Consider the following 18,310-nt stretch of genomic DNA (forward strand, 5'->3'; position numbering starts at 1 on the left):
CGTCGCCCCGCCTTAGTCGGTCGCTCGACGCGTCGTTCAGCGGCGGAACAGCGTGATGAGGGCGTCGATCAGCGTCGCGCCGCCGATCGGCGCGAGCAGCAGCAGCAGCATGTTGACCAGCACCAGCCGCCCGAGCCAGCGCTCCTGCCGCGCCGACAGCCGCGGGCGCGCCGGGTGCGGCTCCCACCGGGGCGGCGGGGGTTGATCGCGGAAGTCCATGAACATGCGCGTGTCTCCGACTCACCGGAGCCTAACGCATCGCGCGGCGCTTCGCACCGCCCGCGCCCGAGTCGAGGGACGTGCGGCTTCTCGGGCGTGACCGGCGGCGACGGCTCGACCGTCGCCGCGGCCGGATCGTCGAACAGGTAGAGAGCGCTGATCGACTCTGGCTCGCTCGCCGACGCCTTGTCGAAGTGCGCGTTGGCGCCACCGGCCGGTTCGTAGAAAGGAGCGCCGGTGTCGAGCACGCGCGTCGGCGTGCCCCGACCTGGAAGAAGCGGCGCCCGCGCAGGACCACGCCGGAACCCGGGACGGGAGCGGGGAGCGGCGGGCGGCACCTGCTCGTGCCGCCCGCCCTCACTTCACACCAGCTCGCGCAGCGCGCTCGCGTCGAAGTCCTTGAGCCCGTCGCTGTCGCCGGCGCGGACCTTGGCGACCCATTGCGGGTCGCTGATCAGCGCGCGGCCCACCGCGATCAGGTCGAACTCGTCGCGCTCCATCCGCTCGATCAGCCGCTCCAGCCCCTCGGGGCGCGACGCCTCGCCGCCGAACGCCGCGATGAACTCGCCCGACAGGCCGACCGAGCCGACGCTGATCGTCGTCGCGCCGGTGAGCTTCTTGGCCCAGCCGGCGAAGTTGAGCCCCTGCTCGCCGTCCAGCTCGGGGAACTCGGGCTCCCAGAAGCGGCGCTGCGAGCAGTGCAGCACGTCCACCCCGGCGTCGACCAGCGGCTGGAGCCAGTCCGCCATCTCGTCGGGCGTGTGCGCCAGCCGCGCGCCGAAATCCTGCTGCTTCCACTGGCTGACGCGCAGGATGATCGGATAGTCCTCGCCCACCGCGGCGCGGATCGCCGCCACCACCTCGCCCGCCAGACGCGCGCGCTCGCGGATCGTCGCGCCGCCGTAGCGGTCCTCGCGCTTGTTGGTGCCCGACCAGAAGAACTGGTCGATCAGATAACCGTGCGCGCCGTGGATCTCGACCGTGTCGAAGCCGAGCCGCTTAGCGTCAACCGCCGCGCGCGCGAAGGCGGCGACGGTGTCGGCGATATCCTCCTCGCTCATCGTCTGGCCGCGCGGACGGTCGGGCGCGAGCAGCCCCGACGGGCTCTCCACCTCTACCTCGGGCTCCCAGCCGCTCTGCCCCTTGGTCGAGCCGGTGTGCCACAGCTGCGGCCCCATCTTGCCGCCGGCGGCGTGGACCGCGTCGATCACCTGCTGCCAGCCCGCCAGCGCGGCGTTGCCGTGGAAGAAGGGGATGGCGGGTTCGTTGCGCGCGGCGGGGCGGTCGATCACCGTGCCCTCGGAGAGGATCAGCCCCACCCCGCCCTCGGCGCGGCGCTGGTAATAGGCCGCGTTGGCGGCGCCGGGCACGCCCTCGGGCGCGAAGGTACGAGTCATCGGCGCCATGACGATGCGGTTCGCCAGCTCGAGCGACTTGAGGCGGAACGGGCGGAAGAGGATGTCGGCCGAGGCCATGTGGGCAAGCTCCGTTGCGATAGACGTCCTCTAGGTATATCTAGGATACCAGGTGTCAATGAGGCGCCGCCGCGTCACTAGGTATCGTCGAGGAAACCGCCATGCATCTGCCCGCGGACAAGGCCGAGTGTCGGCGTCGCTTCGCCAGCGACTGCCCGAGCCGCGACCTGTTCGACCAGATCGCCGACAAGTGGACGATGATGGTGCTGACGGTGCTGGACGACGGGCCGCTGCGCTTCAACGCGATCCGGCGCGGGCTGGAGGGGGTGACGCAGAAGGCGCTGACGCAATGCCTGCGGCGGCTCGAGCGCAACGGCCTGGTCGAGCGGCGCGTGCTGGCGACCTCGCCGGTGGCGGTGGAATATGCGATCACGCCGCTCGGCCGCTCGCTCCAGCCGCCGTTCCGCGCTTTGTACCGCTGGACGCGCGAGGCGATGCCCGAGGTGGAGGCGGCGCGGGTGGCGTTCGACGCGCGCGCGACGTGAGGTCATCAGAGGCGGGCGCCGGCTGCTCCCTCCCCTCCAAGGCGAGGGTTGGGGTGGGGCGCCGGCTTGAACGCAGGGCTCGCGGTGCTGCCCCACCCCCAACCCCTGAAGGTGAACGGAGTGCTGTTCGCGCCCTATGCCATCACCCGCCGCCCGCGTTGCACCGTGGCGCTGTGACCGACGCTCGCGCGCGGCGTGCGCTGGCGGATCGTGTCGACGAACAGCCAGTCGTTGCGCACCTGCTCGGGGGTGATCGTCAATGACATATAGCCGCGCCGCGACGTGTCGCACCATTTGAGCTCGGGATTGCCCTCCACCATCATCCGCGCGACCCGCGCCGGATCGGTGGCGAAGGCGCTCTCGAACCCGGGCGAGGTCACCGCCTGCCCGGCGAACTCGACTCCCGCGGCGCCGTCCTGCGCCAGGTCGAACGCCCAGGCATTGTGGCTGTCGCCGCTGAGCACGACGAGGTCGGCCTCGGCCGCCTGCGCCGAGCGCAGGAAGCGCGCGCGCGCCGCGGGATAGCCGCCCCAGGAGTCGAGGTTGGAGGCGACGCCGGCGCGCGTCGCCGCGATCGCGCCGCGGACGTAATCGTCGACACGGCCGGTGCCGCCGCCGAGCAGCGCCTCGGCCGCGACCGGCAGCTGCTGCTTGCCCATGATCGTGCCGAAGCCGACCACCTGCCAGCGCTGCCCCTGCGTGACCGAGCGGCGCAGGTCGTGCGCCAGCCACACCTCCTGCTGCGAGCCCATCATCGTCACCGCCGGGTCCTGCCACGCGCCGTCGCGGAACGCCTTGAGCGCGGCGGCGGGATCGGGCGCGCGCAGCAGCGTGGCGATCTCGTTCTGACGCGAGCGCGCGAACAGCCGCGTCTCGGTGCGCCACAAGGTCGCGAGCGTGCCGATGTCATAGGCCTTCCACGGCTCCTCGCTGACGGGCATCCACTCGCGATAGGCCTGGACCGAGGCGGCGCGGCGCTGGTTCCAGTCGCCCTCGGTGGCGGGGTCGTGATTCTCGGCGCCGCCCTCCCAGCTGTCGTTGGCGCTCTCGTGATCGTCCCACTGCACCACCCACGGCACGCGCGCGTGCAGCGCCTGCAGGTCGGGGTCGGCGCGGTAGCTGGCGAAGCGCAGGCGATAGTCGGCGAGGTGGATCGTCTCGGCGAGCGGCTGCGGCACGCGGCCGGGCACCTGCGCCGCCTTGGGCGGGTAATTGCCTGGCGAATATTCGTAGAAATAGTCGCCGAGATGGATCACCAGGTCGAGGTCGTCGCGCGCGGCGGCGTGGCCGTAGGCATTGAACCAGCCGAAGCCGAGGTTCGAGCAGGAGAAGATCGCCGCCGTGAAGTCGCGCGCGCCCTCGCCCGGCAGCGTGCGCGTGCGGCCGACCGGCGAGCGCGTGCCGTCGGCGGCGACGAAGCGGTAGTGATAGTCGGTGCCCGGCGTCAGCCCGTCGAGCGTCACCTTGGCGGTCCAGTCGCGCCACGCGCCGGTGACGAACGCGCCCGACGCGATCACGCGCGCGAAGTCGGCGGTGTCGCTGATCTCGGCGACCAGCCGTGCCGAGTCGCCGCTGGCGGGGACGTAGCGGGTCCACAGCAGCATCGAGTCGCTCGCGGGTTCGCCGCTCGCGACCGAATGGGTGAAGCCGCGCGCGGCGAGCACGCTCTGCGCCGCGGCGAAGCCGGGCAGCGCGAGCGCGCCGAGGCCGAGCGTGCCGGTGGCGAGCAGCGAGCGGCGGGAGAGCGTGAGCGTCATCGTGGCAGGTCCCCGGGAAGCGAGTTCCCGCGCGCTCTCGGCCCGATCAGTGACGCCGGTGTGACAGGGGGCAATCGCGCCCTCACCGGCCCCGCTGGTCGTGCTCCTGCGCATGCAGGAGCCTAGAGCCAGGAGCACTGCCCTGTGATACCCTGCGCTCCTGCGTGCGCGGGAGCACGATCAGCGGGGATGAATGGCTCCGCTAGATCACAGCCCCACCTTGAAGCCGGCACGGAACATGCGCCCGAAGATCCCGGTGCCGCCCTGCACCGGGTTGTAGAGGTTGGCGCCGTAGGTCACCGGGTCGATCGGCGGCAGGTCATCGAACAGGTTGATCACGTTGACGTAGAAGGTCGCGCGATCGTTGATCTTGACGCTGCCGGTGAGGTCGACGGTGATGTAGCTCTTGACGTCGCACGGCACGTAGCCCGGGTTGAGCGAGCAGTCGCCGCGCGTGCCGCCCTGGTCCTCCGCCGAGAGATTGTAGCCGTCGAAGTACTGCGCCGTCGCGCTCAGCGTATAGTCCTTGTAGTTGAGCGTGTTCTGCCACGTCCCGCGCCACCGCGGCGTGCCCGAGCCGGCGGTCAGGTTGTAGTTGCCGATCGTGCCCTGGTAGGTCTGCTTCGACCCGTCGGCGAACTCGGTGGACAGCTCGAGGATCAGGCTCGCCTGCGCCGCCGAGGTGAAGCTGACGTCGTCGGCGATGTCGAGCGTGCCGGTCGCGCCGAAGTCGATGCCCTGCGAGCGGATCGTGTTCTCGTTAACGTAGCTCGCCTCGACGAAGGCGAGCCGCGGGCGCGCGTTCGGGAAGTTGGGGTCGGCGACGTCGGGCACCAGGCCGAAGCCGGCGGGCGCGGTCTGTCCGGCGTTATAGGCGTCGATCGCGGCCTGGTTGTCCGCCGCGGCGATCGCGTCGGTCTTCTTGATGTTGAAATAGTCGACCGTCAGCGTCAGTTGGCGGATCGGCTCGAAGATCACGCCCGCGGTGAAGCTGCGCGACTTCTCGGGCTTGAGGTCGGGCGTGGCGCGCGTCGTCTGCCCGTAGGACGAGTTGCTGATATAGGCCGGGCAGGAGGTGAAGGTCGCCTGCGAGCAGCCGTATTGCGCCAGGAACGCGTCCGAATAGGTGCTCGGCGAGGCGTTGACGAAGCCGCTGGTCGGCAGCGAGTTGGCCTCGCCGAAGCTCGGGATGCGGAAGCCGCGCGAGTAGGTGCCGCGGATCGCCAGCTGGCGGAACGGCGTGAACTTGGCCCCGACCTTGGGCGAGAAGGCGCTCTGCCCGCTCGAGTATTTGTCGTAGCGGCCGGAAACGTTGACGAGGAATTGGTCGACGATCGGCGCGTTCAGCTCGCCGAACGCCGAGTAGACCGAGCGGCTGCCGTCGATACCGAAGGCGTTGAGCACGAAATAGCGATCGGTCGGGCCGTTGTAATCGGCGTTGGCGCTCGGCGAGTTGATCGACTCGTAGCGATAGGCGATGCCGAGGCCGAGCTGGAGCGGGCCGCCGGGCAAGGTCGCGAGCGAGCGGCCCACCGTCGCCTGCACCTGCGCTAGGTCGGACTGCGCGTCGGTGACGTTGTCGGGCGAGAGGAAGTCCTGCTGCGCCTGCGTGTTGGCGAACGGATCGACGAAATTGTACGTGCCCTGCGCGATCGCGGTGAGCAGGTTGTCGATGCGGACATAGCCCTGCTGCAGCCGGCGCAGGTCGGTGTGCATCGCGGTGGCATCGACCGCATAGTCCCAGGTGTCGGCGACCTGCCCCTTAATGCCGAGCGCGGCGCGGTACACGCGACTGCGAGTCTCGTCATAGGTGCGGATGCTCGGGACGCGCCCGACGATCCGAGCCACCTGGTTGCTCGCCGCGAACGGGTTGTTGGGGTTGAGCGTACCGTTGCCGGCGTTGCAGCCGGTGTCGATGCCATTGGCCGCGCCGACGCCGTTGGCGCAGACATAGACCGGCAGCGTCAGGGCGAACGAGCCCGGCGCGAAGGCGCCGCCGGTGCCGCTCGTCGTGAAGCGCGGGTAGTCGATGCCGGCATTGGCGTTGCCGCGGATCGTCCCGAGATTGCCGCTGTATCCTACCCGGCTCTGCTGGAAGTTGAACATGGCATAGGCCTCGGCATTGTCGCCGACGCGCGCGGTGAAGCGCGCCGACCCGCCGAAGCGCTCGATCTGCGGCGAGATCACGCCGTAATTGTTGACCAGATCGTCCTGGCACACCGAGGTCGGCGCGGCGGCGTTGACGAGGTTGCCGTCCTTGTCGGTGCGCGCCAGATCGGCGGCGTTGAGCGTGTAGCTCGGCCCGGTGCGGCAGCCGAGCGCCGGGTTGAGCTGCTGGTAGCGCCCCTGCGGGTCGGTGTTGGTGGCGTCGAACGGGCGGACGTAGAGCGTACCGCCGGTGTTAAAGACGCCCTCCGAGAAGGTGTAGCCGCCGGTGCCGTCGAGCCCGTTGACCACCTGGTTGGGGCCGCACTCGCCGTCGTTGCAGATGCGGCGGCGATCGTCGGTGTTGAACGGGTAGGGCCGGTCGCGGTTGTACAGCGCGCTCTGGCGGAAATAGAAGCCGCTGACGTACGCGTTATAACCGTTGTCATCGAGGTCGCCGGTGCCCGCGATCAGGCTGAGCCGCTGGTTCGAGGCGTCACCGCGCTCGCTGATGCCCGCCTCGGCGCGACCGCCGATGCCCTTGTACTGGCGCTTGGTAATGATGTTGACCACGCCAGCGATCGCGTCCGCGCCGTAGCTCGACGAGGCGCCGTCGCGCAGCACCTCGATGCGGTCGACGATGTCGTCGGGGATGGTGTTGAGGTCGACGAAGTTGCGCGTGCCGTCGTCGGACAGCGGGTAATAGGCCGCACGGACGCCGTCGAACAGCACCAGCGTCGAGTTGGTCGACAGGCCGCGCAGCGACACCGCCGACGCGCCGCCGGCGAAGGCGCCGTTGGCGGTGAAGGAGTTGGTCAGCGCCGGCCCGTTGTTCGAGGTGAGCTGCTGGATACCCTCCTGCACCGTGGTGACGCCGCGCTGGTCGAGCGCCTCGGCGCTCACCGTGGTGACGGGCGAGGGGCTGGCGCGATCGGTGGTGCGCAGGATCGATCCGGTGACGACGATGTCGCCGCCCGCGGGGGCGTCGGGGCCGGCGGCGGGCTCGACCGGGCTCTGCTCGACCGGTGCGGGCGGCTGCTCGGTCTGCGGCAGCGTCGGCGTGGTCGGCGACGCGGCCTGGGCATGGGCCGGCGCGCCGGCGAGGACGGTCAGGCTGGCGAGCGCGAGCGCGGAGCAAGCGACGCCGTGGCGCAGCGACGCGCGCGAGAACAGACGATGATCGGACACGATGGACTCCCTGGTGCACCGGCGCCGAAGGGAGGCGGCGCGGGCGTCATGCTACCCAAGTCGCGCGGAGTCGGACGCTCCGCTGCGGCGATGATCGAGAAGACCCTCTCGTCACCTAATTGTAAACTCTGGCCATCGCTCATTCTGGCGCAAAGCAGGCACGGTCCGTCACTGATGCTGACCTAATTCACCTCGCGATCACAATGAGATGCCGCTGCGTCCCGCGAGCTCGACGACATATTGCCACGCCACCCGGCCCGAGCGGCTGCCGCGCTGGGTGGCCCAGCGCACCGCCTCGGCGGGATCGAAGGCGAGGCCGTGGCGCTCGGCATAGGCGCGCACGATCGCGAGATAATGGTCCTGGTCGACGGCGTGGAAGCCGAGGCTGAGCCCGAAGCGGTCGGCCAGCGCGAGCTGGTCGTCGTCGGCGTCGCGCGGGTTGATCGCGCGCTCGGCGGCGGCGTGCTCGCGCACCACCAGGTGGCGGCGGTTGGCGGTGACGATCAGCCGCGCGTTGGCGGGGCGCGCCTCGGCGCCGCCCTCGAGCAGCGAGCGCAGCGCGCGCGCCTCGGCCGCGTCGTCGACGCCGAGATCGTCGACGAACAGCGCATAGGCGCGCGGCTGCCGCGCCAGCACCTCGAACAGAGCGGGCAGCGTGGCGAGCTGCTCCGCCGCCACCTCCACCAGCGCGAGCGCGCCGCCGCGCGCCTGCACCGCGCCGACGCTCGCCTTGACCAGCGCCGACTTGCCCGTGCCGCGCGCGCCCCACAGCAGCACGTCCTGCGCGGCATGACCCGCGGCGAGCCGCTCGAGGTTGGCCACCAGCGCGTCGCGCTGCTGGTCGACGCGCTGAAGCAGCGCGAGGTCGAGCGGCGCGAAGGCGCGCGCGGCGACCAGCACGCCGCCGCGCCAGACATAGGCCGGGTGCGCCAGCGGGTCGGCGGCGGGCGGCGGCGGCGGCGCGAGCCGCTCCAGCGCGGCGGCGATGCGGTCGAGCGGGTCCATCGGCGCGGGCTAGCGGGGCAGCGCGTGCGGCTCAAGGGTTACGCCGAGGGTCGGCGCCAGGGCATGATCCGCCGCACGGCTCGCCGGCGTGCTCCTGCGCAAGCAGGAGCCCAGCGCCACGAGCGTCATCTCTGCGGCCCTGGGCTCCGGCGTTCGCCGGAGCACGGGTCAGCTTCAACCAGGAAACCCTCCCTTCCGTACCGCCCTTCGATCCGGGTCAGGCGCCCGCCCGCGTCGCCGCTCCGGCCCCGTCCTCTTCCTATAAGCCTTTGGACGAGCGAGGAGACGTGCGGATGGCGTGGCAGCGGATGCCGATGGAGACGTGGCAGAACAAGATAGCGGCGTTGGTGGAAGCGCTGCCCGATGCCGCGCTCGCCGACCTGCTCTCGCAGGTCGAGCTGGTCTCGCCCGTGCTCGAGCCCGACGACGTCAGCGCCGGGCGCCATACCGGTGACGTCGTGATCGCGGGCGACTATACGCCGTCCACGCTGCTGACGCTGATCGAGGGTGACGTCAGCGTCGCCGGCCAGGTCTCGACCCAGGAGGTCGACGGCAACGATGGCCATGCCGCGCTGGTCGTGTTCGGCAGCCTGCGCTGCGGCAGCCTGCTCAACGACTGGGGCAGCCGCGTCGTCGTCACCGGCGACCTGATCGTCGGGGACTGGATCTACACCGCCCGCGAGGATTCGGTGCTGGTGGTCGGCGGCGACCTGCGCGCGCCCGTGCTGGTCAGCGGCGACAGCGCGGTCGAGGTCGGCGGCGCGGGCGAGATCGAGCATGGCCTGGGGATGATCCGCCGGCTCGGCGCCCCCGGCGGCGCGACCGTGACGCCGCGCCACGGCTGGCACGCGCTCGCCGCGCTGCTCGCGCTCGACCCGGCGCGCGCGACCGAGGAGGAGGAGATCGTGCCGCTGCTCGAAGATCGCTTGTACCGGACGGGCAGCATCCTGCCGTGACGGTCCGGCAGGAGGAGAAGCGCCTCGCGGCTTGACCCTAGCCTCCCGCGCGCGCGCGCCTTATGTGCGCGCGCATGACCGAGATCACCGTCGCCGCGCTGCAGCTGGCCTTCTCCGCCGACATCGACGCCAATATCGCCAAGGTCTCCGAGGCGGTACGCGAGGCGCACGCGCGCGGCGCGCAGGTGGTCCTGCCGCCGGAGCTGTTCGAGGGCGAGTATTTCTGCCGGGTCGAGGATGAGTCGCTGTTCGCCAACGCCGCGCCGGTGCGCGAGCACAAGGCGGTACTGGCGATGCAGGCACTCGCCGAGGCGCTGCAGGTCTATATCCCCACTAGCTTCTTCGAGCTCGACGGCCCCCACCATTACAACTCGCTGGCGATGATCGGTCCCGACGGCGAGATCCAGGGCATCTACCGCAAGAGCCACATTCCCGATGGCCCCGGCTATGAGGAGAAATTCTATTTCCGCCCCGGCAACACCGGCTTCAAGGTGTGGGACGGTCCGGTCAGCGCGGGGCATCGCACCCGCCTCGGCGTCGGCGTCTGCTGGGACCAGTGGTATCCCGAGACCGCCCGCGCGATGATGCTGATGGGCGCCGAGGTGCTGTTCTACCCCACCGCGATCGGCAGCGAGCCGCACGACACCTCGCTCGACACCGCGCGGCTGTGGCGCCGCGCGATGGTGGGGCATGCGGTCTCGAACGTGGTGCCGGTGATCGCGGCCAACCGCGTCGGCACCGAGCATGGCCAGACCTTCTACGGCACCAGCTTCATCATCGACGAGCGCGGTGACATCCTGGCCGAGCTCGACCGCGAGGAGGAGGGCGTGATCACCGCGACGCTCGACCTCGACCGCGTGCGTCGCCACCGCGCCGCCTTCGGCTTCTTCCGCGACCGCCGCCCCGAGCTGTACGGGCGGCTGGTGGAGGATATCTGAGCGGGCCAGCAGCGACTAAGACTGAGGATCAGAGTCGCTTTTGATCCTCCCCTGTAAGGGGAGGTGGCGCGCACAGCGCGACGGAGGGGTGTCGCCGCTGGTTAGTCCACCGCTCCTCGCCAGCCGCGTCACCCCTCCGTCAGGCCTGCGGCCTGCCACCTCCCTTGCAAGGGAGGATGAGTACATCGCCTGCCGCGTGCGCCATCCCCCTCCCTGAAGGAAGGATGGCGCCCTCTCCTCAGGCGACCGCCTGCTTGAGCTGCTCGACCAGGTCGGTCTTCTCCCAAGTGAACAGGTCACCCTCGGGGTCGCGGCCGAAGTGACCGTAGGCGGCGGTCTTGCTGTAGATCGGCGCGTTGAGCTTGAGATGCTCGCGGATGCCCTTGGGGGTCAGCCGCACCAGCTTGGGCAGCGCCGCCTCGAGCTTGCTCTCCTCGACCGTGCCGGTGCCGTGCAGGTCGACGTAGACGCTGAGCGGCTCGGCCACGCCGATGGCATAGCTCAGCTGGATCGTGCAGCGCTTGGCCAGACCGGCCGCGACCACGTTCTTGGCGAGATAGCGCGCGACATAGGCCGCCGAGCGGTCGACCTTGGTGGGGTCCTTGCCGCTGAACGCGCCGCCGCCGTGCGGCGCCGCGCCGCCGTAGGTGTCGACGATGATCTTGCGCCCGGTCAGCCCGGCGTCGCCGTCGGGTCCGCCGATCTCGAACAGACCGGTCGGATTGACGTAGATCGCCTTCTCCTCGGGGAGCCAGCCCTCGGGCAACACCTCGGCGAACACGCCCTTGACGTAGTCGCGCAGCTTCGCCTGACCGGCCTCGTTCGACAGCTCGGCCGAGTGCTGCGTCGACACGACCAGCGCGGTGGCGCGCACCGGCACGCCGTTCTCATATTGCAGCGTCACCTGGCTCTTGGCGTCGGGTTCGAGGAAGGGCGCGGTGCCGGCGTGGCGGTCCGCCGCCATCTTCTCGAGGATCTTGTGGCTGTAGTAGAGCGTCGCCGGCATCAGCCCCGGGGTCTCGTCGGTGGCGTAGCCGAACATGATGCCCTGGTCGCCGGCGCCCTCGTCCTTGTTGCCGCTCTCGTCGACGCCCATCGCGATATGCGCCGACTGGCCGTGCAGGTTGTTCGAGAAGTCGAACGTCTGCCAGTGGAAGCCCGACTGCTCATAGCCGATCCGCTTCACCGTGGCGCGCACCGCCGCCTCGATCTCGTCGAGCACGCCGGGCGCCCATTGGTCGTTCTCATAGATGCCGCGGCCACGGATCTCGCCCGCGAGCACCACCTTGTTGGTGGTGGTCATCGTCTCGCACGCGACGCGTGCCTCGGGGTCCTTGGCGAGGAACAGGTCGACGATCGCGTCGGAAATCTGGTCCGCGACCTTGTCGGGGTGTCCCTCCGACACCGACTCCGACGTGAAGATGAACGACTGACGCATGGAGACTCCGGCAGATAACGATATAAAGATAGCTTTATATGCTTACCGCCGACGCGTGCGCAACGCAACCGCGCCCGCCACCAGCGCGAGCCCGACCAGCAGCGCCGCCCAGTTCCCCAGCCGGGAGAAGAGGGTAGCTTCGCGCGCCGGTGGCAGCGCCACGTCGACCGAACCGCCGGCATGGTGTGCCACCGTGCCGAGCAGGGCGCCGTCGGCGGCGATCACCGCGGAGATGCCGTTGGGGGTCGCGCGCACCACCGGCAACCCTTCCTCGATCGCGCGCAGCCGCGCCTGGGCGAGGTGCTGCGGCGGACCCCAGGTGCCGAACCAGGCGTCGTTGGAGGGATTGAAGAGCAGCCGCGGGCGCTGCGCGCGGTCGACCACCTCGCCCGAGAAGATGATCTCGTAGCAGAGCTGCACCCCGATCGCGCCGAAGCCCGGCACCGCCAGCGTGCGCGGCCCTGGGCCCGGCGCGAAGTCGAGGTCGCCGGGCACCAGCCGCGCCAGCCCGAGCGGCTTGAGCAGCCAGGGCATCGGCAGATATTCGCCGTAGGGGACCAGATGCGCCTTGTCGTAGCGCGCGCGGATGCGCCGCGCCGGGTCGAGCACGAACACCGAGTTGGTCGCGCCCGTGACCTCGCCGTTCGAGTCGAACTGGAGCGCGGTGCCGCCCGTCATCAGCATGTCGCGCGGACCGAGCACCGCCGTCATGCGGGCGCGGGTGACATAGGGGCTGGTGTCGCCGTAGACCCAGAGCGGATAATCGTCCTCGATGAAATCGCGGATCACGCCCTCGGGCCACAGCACCAGCCGCGGCGCCGCGCCCGGCCGACCGGAGAGGCGGGTGAGCCGCGCCAGCATCATCGCCTGGTCGCTCTCGCCGCGCTGGTCCTGCGGCACGTTGGGCTGCACCACGACGACGCGGGGCGCGTCCGGCGCCGCGGCAGGGGGCGGGTCACGGTAGCTCAGCGCCTGCGCACCGAGCAGCGCCGCGGCGGCGAGCGCGACCGCACCGAGCGGCAGCGTGCGGCGCGGTACCAGCAGCAGCGCCCCCGCGAGCGCGACGGTGAGCCCCGAGAGCGCGTAGGTCCCGATCAGACTCGACAGCCACGCCACCGGCTGGACCGGCACCCACATCACCGCGAGCGGATCCCAGGCGTAGCCGGTGAACAGCCACGAACGCACCCATTCGGTGACGATCCAGCACGCGCCCGCCAGCAGGACCCAGCCGAGATCGGGCGCGTCGCCGCGCCGCATCCGCCACGCCAGCCCGGCCGCGGCGGCGGGGAACACCGCGAGATACAGCGCGAGCGCGAACGGGGCGAGATAGCCGAGCGCGTGCGGCATCTTGTCCTGGAACGTGAAGGCGTGCTGGAACCAATTGTCGTTGATCGTGAAATGGCCAACGCCGAAGACATAGCCGCGCCACAGCGCCTGGCGCAGCGTCGGCGCGGCATGGACCAGCGCCAGCCATCCCGCGAACGCGGCGAGCGCGAGCCACCACAGCTCGAGCGGGGCGAAGCCGCAGGCGGCGGCGACGCCGAGCAGCAGCGCGACGAGGGCGGGGCGGCGAGTCATGCGCGCGCCGCTAGCACCTCCGCGGCGCGCGCGGGAGGGGGACGCGATGCCGCGACGGCGCGGCTCACGCGAATCCTCGCGGACGAGCATCGCGCTGCGACCAATCCGACGGCCGTCATCCCGGTTTCACGCCCGATCCGAGACGTCGCGAACACAACGCCTTCGCCGCTTGCGGCCCGATGGAACCCGGGTCAGGCACGGGATGACGAGATCGTAGGCCCGGGTTACTTCGCGCGGGAAGCTCCAGCGCACCGCAAGGGGTTGACCCGACTGGCGAACGCCGCGGCCGCCACAGGGCGCGACGCCCCTCCCAGCTGCTAACCCCAACCGGGATCGTTGCACCATCTATCGCTGGGCTCCTGCGCAGGCAGGAGCCCAGGGTCGCGCGCACCGTCGGACCGCACGGCGAAGCTCCGCGCTTAGAAGCGCGCGCGGACGCCGAACAGGTAGCGCGAGCCGGTGTTCTGCAGCATCAGCAGCCGGTCCTCAATCACCGAGTAGTCGTGGACATATTGGTTGGTGAGATTGACCCCCTGCGCGTAGACCTGGAACACCGGCGTGACGTCGTAGGAGACGCTCATGTCGAGCTGGCCGTAAGCGGCGCGGTTCTCGGGCCGCGACGCCGCGCCGAAACACTGACGCAGGAACGACGAGCGCCAGTTGTACGAGGCGCGCGCCTGGAGCCCGTATTTCTCGTAGAACAGGCTGCCGTTGGCGGAGTGCGGCGACAGGCCGTTGTAGCCGCAGTTGTTGGCGTTGGTGCCGCTGCCCTCGGCCCGCTCGACGTTGCTCGACACATAGGTGTAATTGCCAGCGACGCCGAAGCCGCCGAGCGCGCCGGGCAGCAGCCGGTCGAACGTGTACTGGCCGCCCACCTCGACGCCCGCGATCGAGCCGCTCTGGCCGTTGCGCGTGCGCGTGTCGAGGAAGTCGAAGCCGGCGATCGTCACCGGCAGCGTCTGGCTCTCGAGGAAGTCGGTAAACGCCTTGTAGAAGCCCGAGACGCTGACGTAGCTCACGTCGGTGATGTAATATTCGAGCGACACGTCATAGTTGGTCGACTTGAACGGGCGCAGCGCCGGGTTGCCGCCGCTCGAGGTCGCGTTGGTCAGCCGTCCGCCATAGCTGTTGTCGACGCCGAGCGAGGTCAGCGTCGGCCGGGTCACCGTCTTCGACACCGCGGCGCGCGCGAGCATGCTGGGCGTGATCGCATATTTGATGTTCGCCGAGGGCAGGAAGTCGGTGTAGCTGTTCCTGACGCTGATCGCCTGCGGGTCGGTGTAGATGAAGTTCAGATTGTCGTCGCCCGGGTTGACGAAGATGCGCACGATCTGCTGCCCGAAGCCGGCCGAGCGCAGCCGCGTGCTGACGAAGCGGCCACCGACATTGCCCGACCAGTCGTCGCCCTTGAAGTTGGCGTTGAGATAGGCCGCGACCACCTTCTCCTCGACGTCGAGCCGCGCGTTGGGCCGGTCGCGCCGGCCATAGGGGCCGCCCGCCAGCGCCTGGACGCGCGCCGCCTCGGCCGCCTGCTCCTCCGCGGTGCGCCCCTGCCGCGGGCGCACGAGGTTGGCGGGATCGGACAGGAAGGCGAAGATGTCCTCCTGGTTGAAGGTGAAGAAGTCCTTCGGCAGGGCGTCGCTGCCCGAGGCGCCGGGCAGGAAGTTGCCGAGCGAATAGGCCTGGACGAGGTTGGACGGGATCGGGATGTCATAGCCGCAATAGGTGCAGACCGTATCCGAATTGTCCGCGCGCGTGCGCACCTTGCGGCGCTGGTTGTAGGAGGCGCCGAACATCAGCGACTGCAGGATGCCGCGGTCCGCCTTCCACTCGCCGTCCGCGTGGAACTCGCTGCCCTTGTCGCTCACGCGCGTGAGGTCGTTCTGTGCGAAGTGCGCGCGCAGCAGGCTGGCGTCGGTGATCGGGCCCAGGTTGGTGAGGCCCGGCAGGTCGTTCTGCGGGTTGAGGTCGAACCGCACCGCGGTCTGCGCCAGCGAGCCGACGACGACGAACTTGTACGGATTGCGCTGCGTCGCCTTGGTGGTGGAGGCGTCGAGCTTGAGCTTGAGCTGGTCGGAGACGTCCCAGGCGAGATTGGCGCCGACCTGGTAGCTCTCGGTCTCGCGCTGGCTGGTCCAGACGATATTGTCGTTCTGCTGCCGGGTCACGCGCGAGTCGCTGCCGTCCGCGAGCGGCTGGAGCAGGCCGGGGTTGACCGCGAGGAAGTCCGAGCCGGGGCGATTGAAGCCGATCACCGTGTTGTTGGCGTCGGTCTCGACGCCGAGGAAGCGCTCGGTGAAGAAGTCGCCGTAGCGCCGCGTGTACTGCGAGACGTTGAACTGCGAGTAGATGCCGTCGACGGTGAGCAGCAGCCGATCGGTGAGCTGCCCCTGGATCGAGCCGGCGACGTTGATCCGCTCGCGCTTGTCCTCCTCGCGGTCGAAATTGAACTCGCGCGGCGTGTGGATGTCGCTGGGACTGTCGATCAGCGCCGCGGTGGTGAGCCCGGTCGACTGCGCGGTACCGTCGATCAGCCCCTGCGGGCCGAGGATCCAGCCGCCGATCCGCGCCGAGTCGAGCTGACTCCTGCGGTTGGTGTAGGAGGCCGAGAGCAGAGCGCCGAAGGTCTTGTCGGGGTTGGTCCAGGAGACGATGCCGGAGAAGTCCGGGCTCACCTTGTCGGCGAGCGAATCGTAGATGCCGCCCGCCGCCAGCGTGGCGTGGAAGCCCTCGCGCCCGTCGAGCGGCCGCGCCGTGACGACGTTGACGGTCGCGCCGATGCCGCCTTCCTGGAGCTGCGGCAGCGAGGTCTTGTAGACGTCGACGCGCTGGATCAGGTTCGAGGACAGCACGTCGAACGAGAACTCACGTCCCGGATTGTCGGTCGCCATGATGCGGCCGTTGACCAGCACGGTGTTGAACTCCGGGCCGAGCCCGCGGACGGTGATGAACTGGCCCTCGCCGCCCGAGCGGTCGATCGCGACGCCGGTGATGCGCTGGAGCGAGTCGGCGATGTTGGTGTCGGGGAATTTGCCGGTGTCCTCGGCGGTGATCGAGTCGACGATGTTCTCGGCGTTGCGCTTGGTGGCGAGCGAGGAGCGCAGGCTGCTGCGGATGCCGGTGACGACGATGTCCTCGACCCCGTCCTGCGGCCCCGCGCCGGGGGGCGTCTCGGAAGGCCCCTGCGGCTCGGCGGGGGTGTCCGCCTGCGGCGTGCCGGTGGGGGCGACCGAGTTGGCGTTGGACGATTGCGCCATCACAGGCGACGCGGCGCAGGCGAACAGCGCCGCGCCCGCGAGCAGACGAGCTCTCATGATCCTCTCCCGATGTGCGGGGTCTTATGCCCTCGCCCTATTGATCATCTTGTATGAGTAGTGAGGTGTCAAGCGGAACGGGTTATTCGGATCGATGATTCTTGGTGGGCGATTATCGAGGTGTTCGGCGAGGCTAATAGCCGCGAAATCCTCCCCGGCACGGGAAGGGGGACCGCCGGCCGCAGGCCGTTGGTGAAGGAGTCGCTTCACGCAGCGCAACATACGAGGAAGCGCCCCTCCACCAGCCTGCGGCTGGTCCCCCTTCCCGCCAAGCGGGAAGGATTTACGTTCGCGAACACTCTCGACAATTGTTTGAGTATTGATACGCTCGGTGACGAGATCGCGGGCAGGGAGCCGGTCACCGGCCAGCCGCCGCGCGAGCGGGAGGAGAGGATGATGGACGAGGTGCGACTCAGCCGGCGCGCGATGCTCGCGGCCGGGCTCGGCGGTGCCGCCGTGACCGCGCTGCCGGCGGCGGCGCAGCAGGCGCCGGGGGCGACCGGTGCGCCCGGCGGGGCCGGGGCCGGGGCCGCGCTCGCGCCGCGGCCGCCGATGGGGTGGAACAGCTGGAACAGCTTCGCCACCACGATCACCGAGGCGCAGGCGCGCGAGACCGCGGCGATCATGCGCGAGAAGCTGCTGCCGTTCGGCTACGACGTCTTCACCGTCGACATCCAATGGTACGAGCCCAACGCCACCAGCTACGAGTACAACAAGGTCGCCACGCCGACGCTCGATACGCACGGGCGCGTCATCCCCGCGCCCAACCGCTTCCCCTCGAGCGCGGACGGCTCGGGCTTCACCAAGCTCGCCGCCGCCGTGCACGCCTTGGGAATCCGCTTCGGCATCCACGTGATGCGCGGCATCCCGCGCGAGGCGGTGAAGCGCAACCTGCCCGTGCTCGGCACCAGGCTGCGCGCCGCCGACGTCGCCGACACCTCGAGCATCTGCCCGTGGAACCCCGACATGTACGGCGTCGACATGAGCAAGCCCGGCGCGCAGGCCTATTACGACAGCATCTTCGCGCTCTACGCCTCCTGGGGGGTCGATTTCGTCAAGATGGACGACATGAGCCGCCCCTATGACTCGCACGCGCCCGAGATCGAGGCGGCGCATCGCGCGATCCAGCGCTGCGGTCGCCCGATCACGCTCAGCCTGTCGCCCGGCGAGACCCCGGTGGCGCGCGGCGCGCACGTCCGCGAGTACGCGCAGATGTGGCGGATCAGCGACGATTTCTGGGACGAATGGGCGATGCTGGAGGCGCAGTTCACCCGGCTCGAGAACTGGAACCAGTGGCGCCGTCCCGGCGGCTGGCCCGACGCCGACATGCTGCCGCTCGGCCGGCTCGCGCTGGGCAAGCGCGACACCAAGTTCACCCCCGACGAGCAGCGCACGCTGATGACGCTCTGGTCGATCGCGCGCTCGCCGCTGATTATGGGCGGCGACCTGCGCCACCTCGACGCGTCGACGCTGGCGCTGCTCACCAATCGCGAGGTACTGGCGGTGAACCAGGCGAGCACCGACAACCGCCCGCACTTCATCGCCGACGGCACGCGGATCTGGTCGGCGCGGCCCGAGGGCAGTGGCGACCATTACGTCGCTCTGTTCAACACCACCGACAAGGCGAAAGAGGTGGCGCTGCCGCTGCGCGAGCTGGACGTCACCGGCGCGGTGCGCGTGCGCGACCTGTGGTCGGGGCGCGACGACGGCAGCGCGAGCGGGCGGCTCGCGCGCACGCTCGCCTCGCACGGCGCGGGCCTGTATCGGCTGTCCGCGGCGTGACGGAGGAGAGAGCGGTGAACGAGCTACCCG

12 protein-coding genes are annotated in these 18,310 nt (G+C 70.0%); 4 read left to right on the top strand and 8 right to left on the bottom strand.

All coding sequences use genetic code 11. The features are described from left to right. Nucleotides 1–36: 36 nt before the first annotated feature. Nucleotides 37–225 (bottom strand): hypothetical protein, encoded by a 189-nt coding sequence (locus FHY05_RS15620; protein WP_183945372.1) that lies wholly within the window; start codon nt 223–225, stop codon nt 37–39. Between the two features lie 356 nt (nt 226–581). Beyond that, entirely contained in the window at nt 582–1,694 is a 1,113-nt protein-coding gene (locus FHY05_RS15625) for an NADH:flavin oxidoreductase (protein ID WP_183945373.1), read from the bottom strand. A 101-nt stretch (nt 1,695–1,795) separates the two neighbouring features. On the opposite strand from FHY05_RS15625, the gene FHY05_RS15630 reads away from it, so the two are divergent. After that, complete coding sequence (locus tag FHY05_RS15630; RefSeq protein WP_183945374.1) at nt 1,796–2,179, top strand: helix-turn-helix domain-containing protein; 384 nt, start codon at nt 1,796–1,798, stop codon at nt 2,177–2,179. A 134-nt stretch (nt 2,180–2,313) separates the two neighbouring features. On the opposite strand, the gene FHY05_RS15635 is transcribed toward FHY05_RS15630, so the two are convergent. From FHY05_RS15635 to FHY05_RS15645, 3 genes are all read right to left on the bottom strand, one after another. Next, nucleotides 2,314–3,936: an alkaline phosphatase gene (locus FHY05_RS15635; RefSeq protein ID WP_183945375.1), complete on the bottom strand. Its 1,623-nt coding sequence runs from the start codon at nt 3,934–3,936 to the stop codon at nt 2,314–2,316. Between the two features lie 207 nt (nt 3,937–4,143). Continuing rightward, complete coding sequence (locus tag FHY05_RS15640; protein WP_311732502.1) at nt 4,144–7,269, bottom strand: TonB-dependent receptor domain-containing protein; 3,126 nt, start codon at nt 7,267–7,269, stop codon at nt 4,144–4,146. Nucleotides 7,270–7,467: 198 nt separating this feature from the next. Then, complete coding sequence (locus FHY05_RS15645) at nt 7,468–8,274, bottom strand: DUF815 domain-containing protein (RefSeq protein WP_183945376.1); 807 nt, start codon at nt 8,272–8,274, stop codon at nt 7,468–7,470. 293 nt (nt 8,275–8,567) lie between these two features. On the opposite strand from FHY05_RS15645, the gene FHY05_RS15650 reads away from it, so the two are divergent. Together FHY05_RS15650 and aguB are read left to right on the top strand one after the other, a co-directional pair. After that, nucleotides 8,568–9,230 (top strand): hypothetical protein, encoded by a 663-nt coding sequence (locus FHY05_RS15650; RefSeq protein WP_183945377.1) that lies wholly within the window; start codon nt 8,568–8,570, stop codon nt 9,228–9,230. 74 nt (nt 9,231–9,304) lie between these two features. Beyond that, a complete protein-coding gene (aguB, locus tag FHY05_RS15655) occupies nt 9,305–10,168 on the top strand; it encodes an N-carbamoylputrescine amidase (protein ID WP_183945378.1) in 864 nt (287 codons plus the stop codon). 238 nt (nt 10,169–10,406) lie between these two features. Here the strand turns inward: aguB and metK are convergent, their stop codons facing one another. The 3 genes from metK to FHY05_RS15670 all read right to left on the bottom strand — a co-directional run bounded on the left by metK (nt 10,407) and on the right by FHY05_RS15670 (nt 16,498). Next, entirely contained in the window at nt 10,407–11,606 is a 1,200-nt protein-coding gene (gene metK / locus FHY05_RS15660) for a methionine adenosyltransferase (RefSeq protein WP_183945379.1), read from the bottom strand. Nucleotides 11,607–11,648: 42 nt separating this feature from the next. Then, nucleotides 11,649–13,184 carry an apolipoprotein N-acyltransferase gene (gene lnt / locus FHY05_RS15665; RefSeq protein ID WP_183945380.1) on the bottom strand — a complete coding sequence of 512 codons (1,536 nt, stop codon included), beginning with the start codon at nt 13,182–13,184 and terminating at the stop codon, nt 11,649–11,651. Nucleotides 13,185–13,603: 419 nt separating this feature from the next. Further along, entirely contained in the window at nt 13,604–16,498 is a 2,895-nt protein-coding gene (locus FHY05_RS15670; RefSeq protein WP_183945381.1) for a TonB-dependent receptor, read from the bottom strand. Nucleotides 16,499–16,891: 393 nt separating this feature from the next. On the opposite strand from FHY05_RS15670, the gene FHY05_RS15675 reads away from it, so the two are divergent. Continuing rightward, nucleotides 16,892–18,280 (top strand): glycoside hydrolase family 27 protein, encoded by a 1,389-nt coding sequence (locus tag FHY05_RS15675; RefSeq protein WP_183945478.1) that lies wholly within the window; start codon nt 16,892–16,894, stop codon nt 18,278–18,280. Nucleotides 18,281–18,310 lie beyond the last annotated feature (30 nt).

Origin of the sequence: Sphingomonas sp. BK580 (assembly GCF_014194975.1) — a bacterium.
Taxonomy (GTDB): domain Bacteria; phylum Pseudomonadota; class Alphaproteobacteria; order Sphingomonadales; family Sphingomonadaceae; genus Sphingomonas.